The organism is Variovorax sp. HW608, assembly GCF_900090195.1.
GTDB lineage: Bacteria > Pseudomonadota > Gammaproteobacteria > Burkholderiales > Burkholderiaceae_C > Variovorax.
In genome coordinates this window covers 3582312-3598373 of sequence record NZ_LT607803.1, presented here as the reverse complement: position 1 = coordinate 3598373, position 16062 = coordinate 3582312, and the positions used below count along the sequence as shown (strand labels likewise).

General features: G+C 65.1%; 14 protein-coding genes and 3 pseudogenes. 9 read left to right on the top strand and 8 right to left on the bottom strand.

What is annotated here, in order from left to right:
- Window positions 1–6 precede the first annotated feature (6 nt).
- From VAR608DRAFT_RS16920 to VAR608DRAFT_RS16910, 3 genes are all read right to left on the bottom strand, one after another.
- Window positions 7–1062 carry a 3-keto-5-aminohexanoate cleavage protein gene (locus VAR608DRAFT_RS16920; protein WP_088955111.1) on the bottom strand — a complete coding sequence of 352 codons (1056 nt, stop codon included), beginning with the start codon at window positions 1060–1062 and terminating at the stop codon, window positions 7–9.
- Between the two features lie 28 nt (window positions 1063–1090).
- Window positions 1091–1939, bottom strand: coding sequence for a TauD/TfdA dioxygenase family protein (locus VAR608DRAFT_RS16915; RefSeq protein ID WP_088958827.1), 849 nt, complete (start codon window positions 1937–1939; stop codon window positions 1091–1093).
- Between the two features lie 177 nt (window positions 1940–2116).
- A complete protein-coding gene (locus tag VAR608DRAFT_RS16910) occupies window positions 2117–4738 on the bottom strand; it encodes a LuxR C-terminal-related transcriptional regulator (protein ID WP_231973537.1) in 2622 nt (873 codons plus the stop codon).
- Between the two features lie 443 nt (window positions 4739–5181).
- Here VAR608DRAFT_RS16910 and VAR608DRAFT_RS16905 point away from each other — a divergent pair, with 443 nt between their 5' ends.
- From VAR608DRAFT_RS16905 to VAR608DRAFT_RS16875, 7 genes and pseudogenes are all read left to right on the top strand, one after another.
- A complete protein-coding gene (locus VAR608DRAFT_RS16905; RefSeq protein ID WP_088955110.1) occupies window positions 5182–6126 on the top strand; it encodes a 3-keto-5-aminohexanoate cleavage protein in 945 nt (314 codons plus the stop codon).
- Between the two features lie 116 nt (window positions 6127–6242).
- Window positions 6243–6710: a MaoC family dehydratase gene (locus VAR608DRAFT_RS16900; RefSeq protein WP_088955109.1), complete on the top strand. Its 468-nt coding sequence runs from the start codon at window positions 6243–6245 to the stop codon at window positions 6708–6710.
- A gap of 120 nt (window positions 6711–6830) precedes the next feature.
- Window positions 6831–7580, top strand: a complete 750-nt coding sequence (locus tag VAR608DRAFT_RS16895) for an electron transfer flavoprotein subunit beta/FixA family protein (protein WP_088955108.1) — start codon at window positions 6831–6833, stop codon at window positions 7578–7580.
- A gap of 2 nt (window positions 7581–7582) precedes the next feature.
- Complete coding sequence (locus tag VAR608DRAFT_RS16890; RefSeq protein WP_088955107.1) at window positions 7583–8515, top strand: electron transfer flavoprotein subunit alpha/FixB family protein; 933 nt, start codon at window positions 7583–7585, stop codon at window positions 8513–8515.
- 101 nt (window positions 8516–8616) lie between these two features.
- Window positions 8617–10437, top strand: a complete 1821-nt coding sequence (locus VAR608DRAFT_RS16885) for an acyl-CoA dehydrogenase (protein WP_088955106.1) — start codon at window positions 8617–8619, stop codon at window positions 10435–10437.
- A gap of 21 nt (window positions 10438–10458) precedes the next feature.
- Window positions 10459–10656: pseudogene (locus tag VAR608DRAFT_RS16880) on the top strand (electron transfer flavoprotein subunit alpha/FixB family protein); the annotation flags it as partial.
- Window positions 10657–11014: 358 nt separating this feature from the next.
- A complete protein-coding gene (locus tag VAR608DRAFT_RS16875; RefSeq protein WP_088955105.1) occupies window positions 11015–12022 on the top strand; it encodes a porin in 1008 nt (335 codons plus the stop codon).
- 207 nt (window positions 12023–12229) lie between these two features.
- Here the strand turns inward: VAR608DRAFT_RS16875 and VAR608DRAFT_RS16870 are convergent, their stop codons facing one another.
- From VAR608DRAFT_RS16870 to VAR608DRAFT_RS16855, 5 genes and pseudogenes are all read right to left on the bottom strand, one after another.
- Complete coding sequence (locus VAR608DRAFT_RS16870) at window positions 12230–12655, bottom strand: DoxX family protein (RefSeq protein WP_088955104.1); 426 nt, start codon at window positions 12653–12655, stop codon at window positions 12230–12232.
- The gene (locus tag VAR608DRAFT_RS38020) at window positions 12652–13119 is read right to left on the bottom strand and encodes a hypothetical protein (RefSeq protein WP_231973672.1); all 468 of its coding nucleotides are present in this window, start codon (window positions 13117–13119) and stop codon (window positions 12652–12654) included. The genes VAR608DRAFT_RS16870 and VAR608DRAFT_RS38020 overlap by 4 nt, the downstream gene beginning before the upstream one ends.
- A gap of 81 nt (window positions 13120–13200) precedes the next feature.
- Window positions 13201–13434: pseudogene (locus VAR608DRAFT_RS38015) on the bottom strand (HvfC/BufC N-terminal domain-containing protein); the annotation flags it as partial.
- Window positions 13435–13457: 23 nt separating this feature from the next.
- Window positions 13458–14288: pseudogene (gene bufB, locus VAR608DRAFT_RS16860) on the bottom strand (MNIO family bufferin maturase); the annotation flags it as partial.
- A gap of 14 nt (window positions 14289–14302) precedes the next feature.
- Entirely contained in the window at window positions 14303–14620 is a 318-nt protein-coding gene (locus VAR608DRAFT_RS16855) for a BufA1 family periplasmic bufferin-type metallophore (protein ID WP_088955102.1), read from the bottom strand.
- A 135-nt stretch (window positions 14621–14755) separates the two neighbouring features.
- On the opposite strand from VAR608DRAFT_RS16855, the gene VAR608DRAFT_RS16850 reads away from it, so the two are divergent.
- Together VAR608DRAFT_RS16850 and VAR608DRAFT_RS16845 are read left to right on the top strand one after the other, a co-directional pair.
- Entirely contained in the window at window positions 14756–15403 is a 648-nt protein-coding gene (locus VAR608DRAFT_RS16850) for a sigma-70 family RNA polymerase sigma factor (RefSeq protein ID WP_088955101.1), read from the top strand.
- 29 nt (window positions 15404–15432) lie between these two features.
- Window positions 15433–16050, top strand: a complete 618-nt coding sequence (locus VAR608DRAFT_RS16845) for an NrsF family protein (protein ID WP_331713036.1) — start codon at window positions 15433–15435, stop codon at window positions 16048–16050.
- Window positions 16051–16062: the final 12 nt, after the last annotated feature.

The following is a 16062-nucleotide window of genomic DNA, read 5'->3' as shown; positions in this document are numbered from 1 at the left end:
CCGAGCTCAAGCGTGCTGCAGGAACCCCTTTTGCCCAGGCTTGCGATTGGGCGCAAAGCCATTCTTGGCCAGGGTTTCGTCGGCGTCCTTGTAGAACGTGCCGATCTTGTAGATCTCGCGTGCCTCCTTGCCGTTGGCGACCGGACGGCCGCACTCCTTGGCAATGCGTACCAGTTGCTCGATCTGTTCCACGCTGGTCATCTTGCGCGAGCGGTCAGGCCACCAGATCGTGTCCTCGATGCCGCAGCGCACGTGTTGCCCCAGCGCGATGGCCATCATGTTGAGAGGCAGGACGTTGTTCATCTGGGCCTCAAAGGTCAGCACCGCGCCGTCCGGTACCGCCTTGAGGAAGTTCGTCATGTTGTAGGGCGTCATCGAGTCGGCACCGCCGCCGATCGGGATCCAGGTGAGGATGAGGGGAACGTTGCACACGCCGCGGCGCATCATCCGTTCAACAGTCTCAAGGGAGTTGATGTTGCCCAACTGGAACTGGATCTGGATGCCGTTGTTGGTGAGGCGCCTGATGTGCTCCTCGACCCATTCCGGGCCGGCGGGAATGGTCATTTCCCGGTAGGCGTGCTGCTTCGCCGGATCCGCGAACGAGGTGCCCGCGACGTCGGATTCGTGCAGTGCCTCGATGATGTTGAACTGGTTCGAATTGATGGCCAGGGTCACCTGGTCCGGCTTGGGCGTCAGTTCAGCCAGCATGTGACGCGTGTCGTCCGAGAGCCACTTGGCGACGTCACCTTCGCTCTCCGGCGCGAACGAGATAGAGCCGCCCACCTGGATGATCATGTCGGGCACGGCCTCGCGAACGCCGGCGATCAGCTCATTGAACTTCGACAGGCGCTTGCTGCCCTTGCCATCCAGTTCGCGCACGTGCAGATGCAGCACGGTGGCGCCGGCGTTGTAGCAGTCGACCGCCTTCTGGACTTGTTCTTTCATGGTGACCGGGATGTCTTCCGGGAAGTCGCTGACCTCGAACTGGGGCCCATAGGGCGCTACTGTGATGACGAGTTTTTCCTGGTTCTCGGGGTAGAGCGATCCGTCGATGAAATTCATGATGTATCTCCTTGGTGAAAATGAGCGGTCAGAAGGGCTGGTCGCCGATGATTCCTGCGCGTTCCATCTTTCGATGACATGGCGCGTAGTCCATGACGGCGTAGTGCTGGGTCGAACGGTTGTCCCACATCGCCACGTCATTGGGTTGCCAGCGCCAGCGGACCTGATATTCCGGAATGGCCGCCTGGGCGATGAGGTACTGCAGCAGGTCCGAACCGCCGCGCGTGAAGTCCTGCCCAAAGCGAACATTTGTCGCCGTGTGGAAATTGGTGAAGTGCGTCGTGAACACATTCACGAAAAGAACCTTCTCGCCGGTCTCGGGATGTGTCCGCACCACCGGGTGCTCGGCGTCCGGGTACTGGGCCTTGAGCGCGAGGCGCTTCTCGATCGGCATGGCCGCACCGAAGGTCGCCTCGATGCTGTGGCGGGCGCGTAGCGGGGCGATCCTCGCCTTGATGTCGTCAGGCAGGCGCTCGTAGGCGAGGGCCATGTTGGCCCACATGGTGTCGCCGCCGACCGGCGGGCACTCGACGCAGCGCAACACGGCGCCGAAGGGCGGCTTCTCGCGCCAGGTCGCGTCGGCGTGCCAGCTGTTCTCGTAGCGCTCCTTGGGGGACTCCGGCGTCTTGTAGATGCGCACCAGCCCGGGGTTCTCGGGGTCGCTCCCGGCGACCGGGTGGTCCTCCAACTCGCCGAAATATCGGGCGAAAGCGACGTGCTCGGCGCGGGTGACGTCCTGGTCGCGGAAGAACAGGACCTTGTGTTTGACCAGCAGGGCGCGGATCTCGGCCACCAGGCCGGGCTCGCGCGACGCGGCGCCCAGATCGATGTTTTTTAGTTCGGCGCCGATCGCGCAGGTCAGCGGCTCGACCTTGATCGAGTCCGGTAGTGATGCGGCACGCGCGGTGCCCGGCGCCTGGGCTGGAATATCAATGGTCATCAAGTCGTCTCCTATGGTTCGGAGGGCTGCTGCTGACAGCGCCCCCCGATGGAGACGAACTTTAGAAGCTGGGGGGCGGCCAGTCCCCCCCCTTGGTGCGGGGGGAGGAGGGGGTCAGGCAGCGGCTTCGAGCAACCCGAGAATGCGGGCGCGCTGAACCACCTGCTTGCGCGAGCCGGTGTCCAGCTTGGCCATGAGATTTTTCACGTGCCATTTGATCGTCTGATCACCGGTCTGCAGCGCCAAGCCGATTTCCTTGTTCGTCAGGTTGCGCGCCAGCAGGGCGAGCACCTCGCGCTCCTTCGGCGTCAACGCCAGGCTGGGGGGCGTGGCCGGTGCCGACGGCTCCGGTTTCGTACCCGTCGGCACAGCCAGCGGGCCGGCGCCAGTTGCCAGCCGCCCACCCGCTCGGTGCCTGACGTCTCGCACCAGGTCGGCCAAGGCGGGGTGAGCATCCTGGAAAACCCGCACGAGACCACTGGAGTCCGCCAGGCTGGCTGCCTCGAGGATCAAGGGATGGGACTGCTCGCCGCGCCGGTCGAGTGCGAGCGCCCGAAGCCCCATGAGTTCGATGGTCAGCCTGCCCAGCTTCATGCGTCGCGACAGTGCCTGTGCCAACTCCAGCGCCTGGAGCGCGCCTTTCCAGTCCTGATCGGCGATTGCGGCATATCCACGACCAAGCTCGACGAGAACGTCGACGCTGCGGTGCCAGAGAGGTCCGCGGTTCCGCACGGAATCGGCCGCCATGGCTTCGTCCAGGCGCTGGCGGAGATCCCGGCATGTCTCGGAACGGAACGAGCGCGCGTGCATCCGGATCTGGTCCACGAGGCTGGCGATGCACAGCCTCGGCATGCCTCTGGAAAGACCGACGGAATGCATTTCGACGAGCAACTCGGTGGCGCGGCTCTCTGCGCCCTCGGCCAGCGCAATGCGAGCCAGGGTGCGGAAGCCGAGCAGCAGCGTTTCGGGCAGACCCACGTGCTCCAGGACGTCGAGGCGGTTCGCTAGCGCGGAGGCGGCATCTCCGAGCCGGTCCCGCTCCAGCAAGGCCGAGGCGAGCAGCGAAGCGAGCATGCAGGTGAACGGGCTGCGTCGCCCCAGGTCGGCCTCGACGGCCGCCAGCGTCGGCTGCATGAGTTCCTCGGCCAGACGGACCTGGCCTTCCCACAGGTAGGAGAGCCCAACGAAGAACTCGCTCCACCGCCGGATGTGGGAGAGCGCACCGTCGATGTCGCCCCGCGGAGCTTCCTGGACCCGCAGCCGCGCCAGACCCGGTTCGCCGTCGAGCAGCGCGCGCAAGGCGGACCGGTTCGCGTGCACATGCAGCAACAGGGGATCGCTCAGCGGCGGGTTCTGGCTCCACGGGTCGTGCAGCTCCGCAAACCGATCCGGTTCGTCGGCAAACATGGCCGCACCGCTTGAAATCATGGCGCACTCGCACCGCAGCGCGTCGTCGGCGCCGGGGTGGGCGAGCAGGCGTGAAACCAGCCCTCCGGCCTTACTGTGACGCTCGCTGAGGGCCAGCGACCAGGCCGCCGTCAGCAGCAGCCGGGGTCGGCGCTCGAGCTCCTCGTCCGGCAGGCGTGCCCACCACTCCAGCACTGCGGCCTGGCGACCTCGGCTGAACGCCTCGTAGAGGCTGCGCTCGGCCAGGTCGTACGCCTTGTCGCGCTGCCCTGCACTCAACGCGTGACCCGCGGCTGCTTCGACCAGCCCGTGCGCGTCGAGCCAGTCCGCCGCCCGCGTGTGAAGCAACGACCGGCGTTCGGCCGGCAGGGCGTCGAAGCGTCGCCGGAGCGCCTTGCGCGCCAACGTGTGCATGCGCATCCAGTCGCCGTACTCTGCAGCGACGAAGATCGGCGTCTCGCGGCTCAGGCGGCCGAGGCGTTCGGCCGCGGCGGCGTCTTCGGTGACTGCCCGGCACAGTTCCGGGTGCAAGGGATCGAGGATCGCGATGCCGGTCAGGAACTCCACGTCGGCCGCTGGCAGGTTCGCGAGCATCACCGGCACGAATCGATCGCCTGGCTCTCCTGCATGCGCGGAGATCGAGGAGATGGTTGCCGCGGGTTCCTGCCCTGCCGCAATGATGGACAGCGCGAGCTGCAGTCCGAGGGGCCAACCTTCGGTGAACTCGTGCAATTGAACGGCGGCTGCATCGCTCACGCGCTTGCCAAAGCGGTTGCGCACGAGCTGCAATGTCTCGTCCACCTGGAAGCGCAGCATCGGGGCGCCTACGGTGACGCAAAGTCCATAGTGGATCAGGTCGTCGACGCCAAAGCTGCAGTCGGCCCGCGCAGCGATCACGAGGCGCAGGTTGGGCGGCAGGTTGCGTAGTAGATAGGCCAGCAGTTCCCGAGACGCCTCGGGCAGGCGGTCCGCCTCATCGATGATCAGCACCGTGCTCAGCGCGGACTGGGCCACCTCTGCCAGCCAGATCGTGATGGCTTCGAGACCTCCCGGCGCCGATGCGTCCAGCAGCGTGTGGCCGAACGTCGGGCGCCCCGAACCGGTCCGGAAAGCCAGAACGAGCGCATGCACCAACCGCTGGGGCTCGTCGAATGGTTGCGCCGAAAACCAGGCGACGACGGTCCCGTGCGCAAGGTGCTCACGCCTCCACTGGGCCAGCAAGGACGTCTTGCCGAATCCGCCAGGCGCCTGAATCAGGACAACCGGACGGTCGCGAAAGGGCTCGGCACTGGACAGCAGGCGTGGACGCGCATAGAGGTCGCGCGGCACGCGAGGTGCCGTGACTCGAAGAAGCAGGTCATCGGTTGTGCCGGTCGTTCTCGGTTTTGTGTGAGTTGCCACAGTTTCGCGCCTGACGTTCAGTGAGCATGCCCCGGTGCCGAAGCCGCACGGTGCGCCCCGGTGCGGAAATCGGCTCCCTGACTCGCAAAGCATGATAGCGGCCATGCACGATGCGAAGGACCAGTGGGTTCCCGCGATTTCGGCGCATGCGTTCGCCCGTGAGCCGGCCTTCCCCGAGCCGGCGGAACTAGCCGATGCTTGGCTGCGGGACGAATGCCGAGTGACCGAGGAACGGGGGGTCCCCCCGCCAAGAGGGGGGAATCTCTCGCGCTGGCAATTCAGAATTTCGGACATGCCGCCCCGGGCGACGCTTCGGCTCCCAGGGCAGTCTACGACCTGCCTTCCCATCGACGATCTTTCGGAAAATCCCCATGGCAAAGACCCAGCACAAAGTCATCATCACCTGCGCCGTCACAGGTTCCATCCATACGCCGACCATGTCGCCGTACCTGCCGGTGACGCCGGACCAGATTGCCGAGCAGGCCATCGAGGCTGCGGAAGCCGGCGCAGCGATCTTGCATCTTCATGCACGCAAGCCGGAGGACGGGTCGCCTACGCCTGACCCAAATGTCTTCGACCGGTTCGTTCCGCGCATCGCGGAGGCCACCGACGCGGTGATCAATATCACCACCGGCGGCAGCACGCGAATGACAGTGCAGGAGCGCCTTGCATATCCGCTTCAGGCCAAGCCGGAGATGTGCTCGCTGAACATGGGATCGATGAACTTCTCGATCCACCCGGCCGCCCGGAAGATCAAGGAGTGGCGATACGACTGGGAGAAGCCGTACGTGGAAGGGATGGAGGACCTCATCTTCCGCAACACCTTCAAGGACATCAAGCACATCCTCCAACTGCTCGGTGACGGTTGCGGCACCCGCTTCGAATTCGAGTGCTACGACGTCGGCCATCTCTACAGCCTGGCGCACTTCGTCGACGAGGGGCTCATCAAGGGGCCGCTCTTCATCCAGTCCATCTACGGCATCCTGGGCGGGATGGGTCCCGACCCCGAGAACCTGGTGATCATGCGCACGACCGCCGACCGCCTGTTCGGCCGCGAGAACTACCAGTTCTCCATCCTCGGCGCGGGCAGGCACCAGATCCCGCTGCTGACCATGGGCGCGATCATGGGCGCCAACGTACGGGTCGGCCTCGAGGACAGCCTCTATCTCGGCAAGGGCGAGATGGCCAAGTCCTGTGCCGAGCAGGTCCGCAAGATGCGACGCATCCTCGAGGAACTGTCGATGGAGGTAGCAACGCCAGCGGAGGCGCGCGCAATGCTGGGTCTCAAGGGCAGGGACGCCGTGGCTTTCGCTTGAAGGCTTCCCATGACAAGCAACAAGCAGCTCTGCGAATCGCTGCCTCCCTGGGCCCGCAGAACCGTCCCCGCGCCAAGAGCGCCAAGGGGTGAACATCCAAACATCAGGGGCATCCGATGACCCAGCGCCATGAATATCGCATCGATTCATTGCTCGATCACGTCGGTCGCGATTTCGGTGTGACGCGCGGAATGCTGGTCGACCAGCCGCTAATCGACCAGTTTGCCGAATGCAGCCGCGATGACCAGTGGATTCACGTCGACGTGGATCGCGCCCGGAAGGCGCCGCTGGGCACGACGATCGCGCACGGTCTGCTCACACTGTGTCTGACCACCGCGGCGCAGTACGAACTCGGTGTCTTCCCGAGCGACGCGACCCAGGTGCTTAACTATGGCCTCGACAAAGTTCGCTTCCTGGCGCCGGTGCCTTCGGGGTCGAGCATCGTGATCCGCGTGGAACTCGCCAGTGCCGAACCGAAGGGTTCCGGGCGAACGCTCATCGCCTGCCGCAACACCGCCTATTGCGAGGGCAGGCTCGACCGGCCCGTGATGGTGGCCGAGTCTCTCTACCTGCTGATGGCCTGAGCGGAGGAGTTTCCCCTGCCTGCCCCTGGATACCTTCCATTCGCACGAGCTCGCATCGTCCGATGGATTCGCTGAATCCGAATTCCAAAGTCAATGAGTGCCACACAAAGGAATGAATTTATGAAGATCCTGGTCCCCGTCAAGCGGGTCGTCGACTACAACGTGAAGGTGCGCGTCAAGTCTGACGGCACCGGTGTGGACATTGCCAACGTCAAGATGAGCATGAACCCCTTCGACGAGATCGCCGTTGAAGAGGCGGTTCGGCTCAAGGAAAAGGGCGTGGCGACGGAAATCATCGCCGTGTCCTGCGGCGACGCGAAGTGCCAGGAGACACTGCGCACCGCCATGGCCATCGGCGCGGATCGCGGCATCCTCGTCGAAACCTCCGAAGAGCTTCAGCCGCTGGCCGTTGCCAAGCTGCTCAAGGCCCTGGTCGACAAGGAACAGCCCCAACTCGTCATCCTCGGCAAGCAGGCCATCGACGACGACAACAACCAGACCGGCCAGATGCTGGCGGCCCTCACGGACCTGCCGCAGGCCACCTTCGCCTCCAAGGTCGAAGTGGCTGGCGACAAGGTGAGCGTGACCCGTGAAGTGGATGGCGGCCTGGAAACCCTCTCGCTGTCCCTCCCCGCCGTCATCACCTCCGACCTGCGCCTCAATGAGCCGCGCTACGTGACCTTGCCCAACATCATGAAGGCCAAGAAGAAGCAGCTCGACACCTTCAAGCCCGAAGACCTGGGCGTGGACGTCAAGCCGCGCCTGAAGACCCTGAAGGTCGCCGAGCCCCCCAAGCGCGGCGCCGGCATCAAGGTGCCCGATGTGGCCACGCTGGTGGACAAGCTGAAGAACGAAGCCAAGGTGATCTGATCATGACCGTACTTGTTATTGCCGAACACGACCACGCCACGCTCAAGCCGGCGACCCTGAACACCGTGACCGCTGCCAAGGCCTGCGGCGGTGATGTGCACATCCTGGTGGCCGGAGCGAACGCCGCCGAAGCCGGCAAGGCGGCTGCCCAAGTGGCAGGCGTTGCCAAGGTGATCGTGGCCGACAGCCCGAGCCTGGCCGAGAACCTCGCGGAGAACGTTGCCGCCCAGGTGCTGGCGATCGCCAGGAACTACACCCACATCCTGTTCCCGGCCACGGCCAACGGCAAGAACGTCGCCCCGCGCGTGGCGGCCAAGCTGGATGTGGCCCAGATCAGCGACATCACCAAGGTCGACAGCGCCGACACCTTCGAGCGCCCGATCTATGCGGGCAACGCCATTGCAACGGTGCAGAGCAGCGACGCGATCAAGGTCATCACGGTGCGCACCACGGGCTTCGACGCAGCAGCCGCCACGGGCGGCAGCGCCCAAGTCGAAAGCGCCGACGGCGTGGCCGACAGCGGCAAGAGCAGCTTCGTGGGCCGTGAAGTGACCAAGAGCGACCGCCCCGAACTCACGGCCGCCAAGATCATCGTCTCGGGCGGCCGGGCGCTGGGCAGCGCCGAGAAGTTCAATGAAGTCATGACGCCTCTGGCCGACAAGCTCGGCGCAGCGCTCGGTGCCAGCCGCGCTGCAGTCGATGCCGGCTACGCCCCCAACGACTGGCAGGTCGGCCAGACCGGCAAGATCGTCGCCCCGCAGCTGTACGTCGCCTGCGGCATCTCCGGCGCGATCCAGCACCTGGCGGGCATGAAGGACTCCAAGGTGATCGTGGCGATCAACAAGGACGAAGAGGCCCCGATCTTCTCGGTGGCCGACTACGGCCTCGTGGCCGACCTCTTCACGGCCGTGCCGGAACTCGTCAAGGCGCTCTGATCCACCCGCAGATCGCTGTCTGAACCCAGAAGGGGCATCGTTCGCGATGCCCTTTTTCACGTCGGTTCGCATCGGGCCCGAGGGCCACAGGAGAGACCACCGTGAGCTACACCGCTCCCATCAAGGACATGCTGTTCGACATCGAGCACCTCGCCGACATCGCGAAGGTGTCGCAGATGCCGGGCCTCGAGGAAGCCGGACTCGAAACCGCGCAGGCCGTGCTCGAAGAGTGCGCGCGCTTCAACCAGGACGTGATCGCGCCGCTGAACGTCGAAGGCGATCGCAACCCTTCGTCGTTCAAGGACGGCAAGGTCACGACCACGCCCGGCTTCAAGGAGGCCTTTGCGCAGTACGTGGCGGGCGGCTGGCAGGGCCTGCAGCATCCCACGGACTTCGCCGGCCAGGGCCTGCCCAAGACGATCGGGGCGGCCTGCGTCGAGATGCTGAACTCGGCCAACATGAGCTTCGCGCTGTGCCCGCTCTTGACCGACGGCGCCACCGAGGCGCTGCTGACCGCGGGTTCGGACGAACTCAAGGCGACCTATCTCGAAAAGCTGGTGACCGGCCAGTGGACAGGCACGATGAACCTGACCGAGCCGCAGGCCGGCAGCGATCTCGCGCTGGTACGCAGCCGCGCGGAGCCGCAGCCTGACGGCACCTACAAGGTCTTCGGCACGAAGATCTTCATCACCTACGGCGAGCACGACATGGCCGAGAACATCGTCCACCTCGTGCTGGCCCGCGTGAGCGGCGCGCCCGAAGGCGTGAAGGGCATCAGCTTGTTCGTGGTGCCCAAGTTCCTCGTGAACAAGGACGGCTCGCTCGGCGCGCGCAACGACGTGCACTGCGTTAGCATCGAGCACAAGCTGGGCATCAAGGCATCGCCGACGGCGGTGCTGCAGTACGGCGACGGCACGGCGGCGAGCATCGCAGACAGCGCCGGACCCGGCGCTGTGGGCTACCTCGTCGGCGAGGAGAACCGCGGCCTCGAGTACATGTTCATCATGATGAACTCGGCCCGCTACGCCGTGGGCATGCAGGGCATCGCGATCGCCGAGCGTGCGTATCAGCACGCGGTGGCCTATGCGAAGGAGCGGGTGCAGAGCCGTCCGGTCGATGGCTCGATCAACGCGAGCGCGGCGATCATCCATCACCCGGACGTGAAGCGCATGCTGATGACGATGCGCGCCTACGTCGAAGGCTGCCGCGCCATGGCGATGACGGCGGCTGCTGCCTACGACGCGGCGCATCACCATCCCGACGCCGATACGCGCAAGCAGAACCAGGCCTTCTATGAGTTCCTCGTGCCGCTGGTCAAGGGCTACAGCACCGAGATGAGCCTGGAAGTGGCGTCGCTCGGCGTGCAGGTTCACGGCGGCATGGGCTTCATCGAGGAAACCGGTGCGGCGCAGTATCTGCGCGATGCCAAGATCCTGACGATCTACGAAGGCACGACCGCGATCCAGGCGAACGACCTCGTGGGACGCAAGACCGCGCGCGACGGCGGACAGGTCGGCAAGGCGATCGCCGCGCAGATCGAGAAGACCGAGGCCGAACTCGCCAGGCGCGACAGCGCCGATGCGAAGGCCGTGGCGAAGCGCCTGAAGGCTGCACGCGAGGCCTTCGTCGACGTGGTCGGCTTCGTCGCCGGGCAGACCAAGGCCTCGCCCAACGCGGTGTTCGCGGGCAGCGTGCCTTACCTGATGCTGGGCGGCAATCTGGTGGCGGGCTGGCAGCTCGCGCGCTCGCTGCTGGTGGCCGAGGACCTCGCCAAGGCGGGCACCGACGTGCCTTTCATGAAGGCCAAGATCGCGACGGCGCGCTTCTATGCGGAGCACATCCTGAACAAGGCAAGCGGCATTCGCGACAGCATCGTCGAAGGCGGCAACAGCGTGACTGCGTTGGACGTTCAGTCCTTCTGATGCAAGAAAGAGAGACTACCCGGCTACGCCCCGAACGACTGGCAGGTGGGCCAGACCGGCAAGATCGTCGCCCCGCAGCTGTACGTGGCCTGCGGCATCTCCGGCGCGATCCAGCACCTGGCGGGGATGAAGGACTCCAAGGTGATCGTGGCGATCAACAAGGACGAGGAAGCCCCGATCTTCTCGGTGGCCGACTACGGCCGCCCGACTCCAGTTTAGAAATGACCGGATTCGGGGGAGACGTCAATTCAACCTTCTTCCGCGAGGATCGGGTGTCCGCAAATCGGGTCAACTTCAACTTTAGACCTTGGAGAGACTTGCAATAAAAAGATCTCTAGTTGCCCTGGCTGTTGGCGCCGACAGCTGCTCGAGGCCTCCGCCTGACCCGCACCCCCTCCACCGAGGGTGGGGTGCGGCCGCCCCCTGGCTCCTAAAGTTCGTCTCCAATGGAGGCGCTTGCGAGCAGGCAAGCAAGCGGTTGGGTTCTGACATGACCCGGCATCGCGAATCTGCAATGACGGTCAGGCACACAAGCTCCGTACCCCAATCATCAATGACCAAAGCAACTCGACTACTCATGAAAAAAGGTCTGATCGCCCTGACCGTGCTCACCCTCTGCGGTGCTGCCTCGGCACAATCCTCCATGACCGTGTTCGGCGTGGTCGACGCCACGGTCAGTGGCTATGCGAATACCGCCGAGACCCCGCTGGGTGTCAGCGTGAAGACGAGCAGCACGGGGCAGAACAGCTCAGGCTATGCCGGCAGCCGCCTCGGATTCCGTGGCACCGAGGATCTCGGCGGCGGCGCAGCTGCCAACTTCTGGCTCGAAGCCGGCCTGCTCAACGACACCGGCGCAGGCATCTCGCCCGGCGGCGGTCTTGCGTTCAACCGCCGCTCGACCGTCAGCCTCTCGGGTGTCCTGGGCGAAGTCCGCCTCGGCCGTGACTACACGCCGACCTTCTGGAACGACGCGGTGATGGATCCGTTCACCTCCAACGGCGTGGGTCTGAATCTGATCGCCACGGCGAGCGGTTTCAACACCCCGGGCCAGGCCGCCAACGGCTTCCAGGGCAACCCCAACTACGTTCGCGCCTCCAACTCGGTGGGCTACTTCCTGCCGCCGAACCTGGGTGGCTTCTATGGCCAGGTGATGTATGCCTTCAACGAGGCGACCAAGTACGACCCGGGCCCCCTGACCCCGAGCGTCGCGAACAGCCAGCGCGCCGGCCGCTACGTCGGCGGCCGCTTCGGCTACACCAACGGCCCGCTGGATGTGGCAGTGGCGGCCGCGCGAAGCACCATCGGTGACACGTTTGCGCATCTCCAAGTGTGTTCGAATGGCCCAGACTTCTTTTGCCTTGAGCGGTGCCTTCTGGCCGATCAGCTTTCCCTTGTTCCAAGGTCCATGGGCGGAGGTGTCGTGCAATTCCATGATGCACTCCTTCTCAAAGGGATGGCAATGCCATCCTCCACCGAGGCCGCAGCCACCTGCGGCTGCTCACTGGAGCCGTCCACCGTCTTGAATGCTACAGAGAGGCCCCGGACAAGGGGCGTCGCCGCCACGTGCTCACTTCGGCTGAGCTAGGCAACGCGACGCGGTACGCACGCTGAGACCGGGCACAGCGGACCGCTCACGAGCGGTATCCAGACGGCGTCATTGGCCCTTCGAGGGGGCGGCTATCGGCAGGTGCGTGCCCATTTCGCTCACTGGGCCTTCTCAATCCAGGTGACCAGACGCCCCCAATGCCAGGGAACCGGACCGTCCACTTGCTGGCAGACTTTAAAGGTGCGGTCATCTCATCCATCTCCGCCACAGGAGATGATCGAGCGACCAGGCTCCGGCCCCGCGGCAAAGGAGCACCAGTAGCATCGCCGCCCACTGGATGTGCGTCGGCCACGCCTGCGGGTAGACGAAGACTTCGATCACGGTCGTCATGCCAAGGAGCACGAAGGCGGCGGGCCGGGTGAGCAGGCCCAGCACGAGCAGGACCGGCGTGCTCAACTCGATGCTCGCGGCCATGTAGGCGGCCAGTTCCGGCGCCAGCAGCGGCACACGGTACTCTTCGGTGAACAACGCGACGGCCGTGTCCCAGTTGGCCAGCTTGGTCATGCCGGAGTTCCAGAACACGGTCGCCACCGCAAGCCTCAGCGGCAGCGCCAACAGCGCATAGGGAACGGCTTCGAGCCAGCGGCGAATGCGGTCCAGGAGATCGGTCATGGCGCGTGCTCCGGCCGGAGAAGCTTGAATGCGATGCAGCGCCGCTGGAGCAGATGCTCGGCGAGCAACGCCGCACCATCGCTGCCCGGCGAAGCAGCGAGCGCGGCAACCAGCGGCGAGCCGCTGAACAGCGCGCTCGCAAAGGTCCATGCGGGCTCGTCGAGCCGCGCAACCTCGACAGCGCTGCCAAGGCGCTGCACTATCAAATGCACCGGGCCTGAGCCGGTATCGAGCACCGCCAGCGCCGCCTCGTCCTGCTGCAGTACGGCGCGCCAGATCGCGTCGATCGGGAAGTCCGACCGCAGCATTGAGATCGACGGGTGCGCCACGAAGCTCACGTGGTCCTGATCGGCGGGTGCAACCGCTGCCAGCTCGGATGGATCGAGCGCCTGTGCATCCGCCGCGTGCAGCGCGCGACTCACTGCCCATTCGAGTCGGGCGACGTCGGGCAGGTAGGACAGCATCGCCGCCGGCTCGAAGCGCTCGAGGAAATCAGGGAACTCGGCGCCGAAGGCATTGAGATCGGCGCAGCGCGGAGGCCGTTCGCGCGCAAAGATCTGCGCCGCGCCCTCGAAGAAGTCGGCTCCGACCAGGCGAAGCACGGCAGGGAATGACAGCCGCAATGCCTTGGCGAGGGTGCCGAGAATCGTGTTGCGATAGACGCTGAGCCGCTGCCCGGGTTCAAGTTCCCCGCCAACGATGGAGGCGTCGGGCTCGCGGTCTGGATCCTGTAGAACGCTGCGTCGGATCGATTTCTGCAGCTCAAGCAAGGTCGACATATGCTCTCTCCTTGGGCAGCGTGATCGAGCAGCGCGGTGGCTTGATCCGCCTCGGCCAGCAGCACGTCCAGCGATGGGAGGTTGTTGTCCCACTCGATCAATGTCGGCACCCGACCGAAGCGCGTCAGGGCCTGCACATAGAGCGCCCAGACCTCCGGCGCAACGCGCGAACCGTGATCGTCGATAAGCAAGGTCTGGCCGCCCTCGATCTGCTTCATGGCATGGCCGGCGAGGTGGATCTCTCCGATCGCCTGCGCAGGCAGGGCGTCCAGGTAGGCCACGGCGTCCCAGCCGTGGTTGCACGCGCTGACGTAGATGTTGTTGACATCGCAGAGGATGCCGCACCCCGTGCGTTGCGCCACCTCGGCGACGAATTCCCATTCGGGAATGGTCGAGTGCGTGTAGCAAAGGTAGCTCGACGGGTTCTCGACCAGGATTCGGCGTTGCAGCCAATCCTGTGTTTGATCCACATGGCGGCAGATGAGGTCGAGCGCCTCGTCGGTCATGGGCAGCGGCAGCAAGTCGGGCAAGTAGGTGCCGCCCGCCACGCTCCAGGAGAGGTGCTCCGAGACGAGCCCGGGCTCGATGCGGCGAACGACCTCCCGGATGCGTTCGAGGTGGGCAAGGTCCAGGCCTTCGGCGCTGCCGAGGGACAGCCCGACGCCATGCAGCGAAACCGGATAGTCGCGCCGGATCGCCTCGAGCGTCCCGATGGAGGGGCCGCCGCCCATGTAGTTCTCGGTATGCGCCTCCAGCCACGCGACATCGGGTCGTGTTTCAAGCACGGCCTGATGGTGTTGGAAGCGCAACCCGATCCCTGCAGCGGCCGGCACGGTGTCCCGTGCGTCTCGCATGACGTCGTTTCCGCTCAGGCCGCCTTCAGGCTGCCGCCCTGGATCTTGCTGCAGTCGCCCGCCGGCAGAAGCACGAAGGACTTCGGATCGCGCGCTTGCGTGGACTGGCCGGCGCAGGAGTGAGCGCCCTCGGCGCAGTCATTCTTGGCAGCCGCGTTGATGCCGTAGCACTTCTCCAGTTTGTTGGCCTGCATGCGCATCATGTTGTCCTTGACCACCTGCGGCGCCTTGCTCATGTCCATCCCCTGCGACTGGGCCGGCAGCGCTGCGGCGGCCATCACCAGGCCGAGCGCAGTGGCCAGGGTGGAGCTTGTAAACACCTGACGATTCATGGTTTCACCTCTCGCGTTGAGGTCTCGCCCATCGAGACCGCTACTTGGCAGTTCGCCGCGAGATGAAGAAAGGTTACCTGCATAGCGAAAAATATATCTTCGCTCGTTCCTTCCATTGCACGCTATCTTCAAGGCATGAACAACGACGCCCGCGACCACGCCCCGACGCTGAGGCTCGTGCCTGGCGCCGCGGCATCGGCGACGGCCACCGAAGCGGTCGCGGCGCTGCCCCGCGATGTCGACTGGGCCATCTTGATGGCGCACGCGCAGTCTGGCGATCGTGATGCCTATCGTCGCCTGCTCGAGGAAATCGCGCCCTACCTGCGGTCGCTGGCTGCCGCTTCGCATCGCGATCCACGCGACATCGAGGACACGGTGCAAGATGTGCTGATGACAGTGCATTCGATTCGCCAGACCTACGATCCGACGCGTCCGTTCGGCCCCTGGCTGGTCGCCATCGCGCGTCGACGCATCGTTGATCGGCTGCGTGTGCAGGGCCGCACCAGCGGGCACGAGACCCCTCTGCTGCCCGAGCATGAAACCCTTCAGGCTACGGAAGCGAACTGCGCTGAGGAGAGCGTTGATGCTGCGGCTGTGCGCGAGGCGGTAGAGCGGCTTCCGGCCGGCCAGCGTGAGGCGATCCATCTGATGAAGTTGCAGGAAATGTCGCTGCACGAGGCCGCCACGGCCAGCGGGATGTCCATCGCTGCCTTGAAAGTGGCAACCCACCGCGGCTTGAAAAGCCTTCGCAGAATTCTGACCGGGCCGCGCGACAGATCATGATCAATACGTCCGAACTGATCGAAGTCCTGGTGAGCGACGCGCGGCCGGTGCGTCGCTTGCTGCCGCCACTGCTGCGTGCAGCGCTTTGGTTGATGGCGCCTGTGTCGGTCTTCGCGCTGCTGGCACTGGGCCAGGGCGTGCGACCCGATCTCGCGCAACAGTTGCGCGAACCGGCGTTCGTGCTTGGGACGGCCGCGTCGCTGGCCACGGGCGTGCTGGCAGCGGTCGCGTCCTTCATGCTGAACCTCCCGGATCGGTCGCGCCACTGGGGGTGGCTGCCGGTGCCCACACTGGTTCTATGGATCGCGGCCGTCGGTCAGGGCTGCCTGATGCACTGGGTCGACATCGGTCCTGGTGGCGTGCAACTAGGCGAATCGGCGCGATGCCTGACCACCGTGCTGGTGACCAGTCTTCCGCTGTCGCTGACCCTCTTCGCCATGCTGCGCCATGGGTCTCTTCTGCGGGCGAATTCGGTAACGCTCACCGCAAGCCTGGCCGTGGCCGCAATGAGCGCGACCGCGATCTCGTTCTTTCACAGCATCGACGCAAGCGTGATGATCCTGATCACGAACTTGGGCACCGCAGCGCTCATCGTCGTAATTGGCAGCCTTTTCGGGCGCCGGGTGGCTTCCAGCGGCGGGCTGTGAAGTAGCGCGGAC

Coding starts and splice junctions, on each gene's coding strand:
- VAR608DRAFT_RS16920 (WP_088955111.1), bottom strand. CDS start 1,062: ATGAATTTCATCGACGGATCGCTCTACCCCGAGAACCAGGAAAAACTC.
- VAR608DRAFT_RS16905 (WP_088955110.1), top strand. CDS start 5,182: ATGGCAAAGACCCAGCACAAAGTCATCATCACCTGCGCCGTCACAGGT.
- VAR608DRAFT_RS16900 (WP_088955109.1), top strand. CDS start 6,243: ATGACCCAGCGCCATGAATATCGCATCGATTCATTGCTCGATCACGTC.
- VAR608DRAFT_RS16895 (WP_088955108.1), top strand. CDS start 6,831: ATGAAGATCCTGGTCCCCGTCAAGCGGGTCGTCGACTACAACGTGAAG.
- VAR608DRAFT_RS16890 (WP_088955107.1), top strand. CDS start 7,583: ATGACCGTACTTGTTATTGCCGAACACGACCACGCCACGCTCAAGCCG.
- VAR608DRAFT_RS16875 (WP_088955105.1), top strand. CDS start 11,015: ATGAAAAAAGGTCTGATCGCCCTGACCGTGCTCACCCTCTGCGGTGCT.
- VAR608DRAFT_RS16870 (WP_088955104.1), bottom strand. CDS start 12,655: ATGACCGATCTCCTGGACCGCATTCGCCGCTGGCTCGAAGCCGTTCCC.
- VAR608DRAFT_RS38020 (WP_231973672.1), bottom strand. CDS start 13,119: ATGCTGTCCTACCTGCCCGACGTCGCCCGACTCGAATGGGCAGTGAGT.
- VAR608DRAFT_RS16855 (WP_088955102.1), bottom strand. CDS start 14,620: ATGAATCGTCAGGTGTTTACAAGCTCCACCCTGGCCACTGCGCTCGGC.
- VAR608DRAFT_RS16850 (WP_088955101.1), top strand. CDS start 14,756: ATGAACAACGACGCCCGCGACCACGCCCCGACGCTGAGGCTCGTGCCT.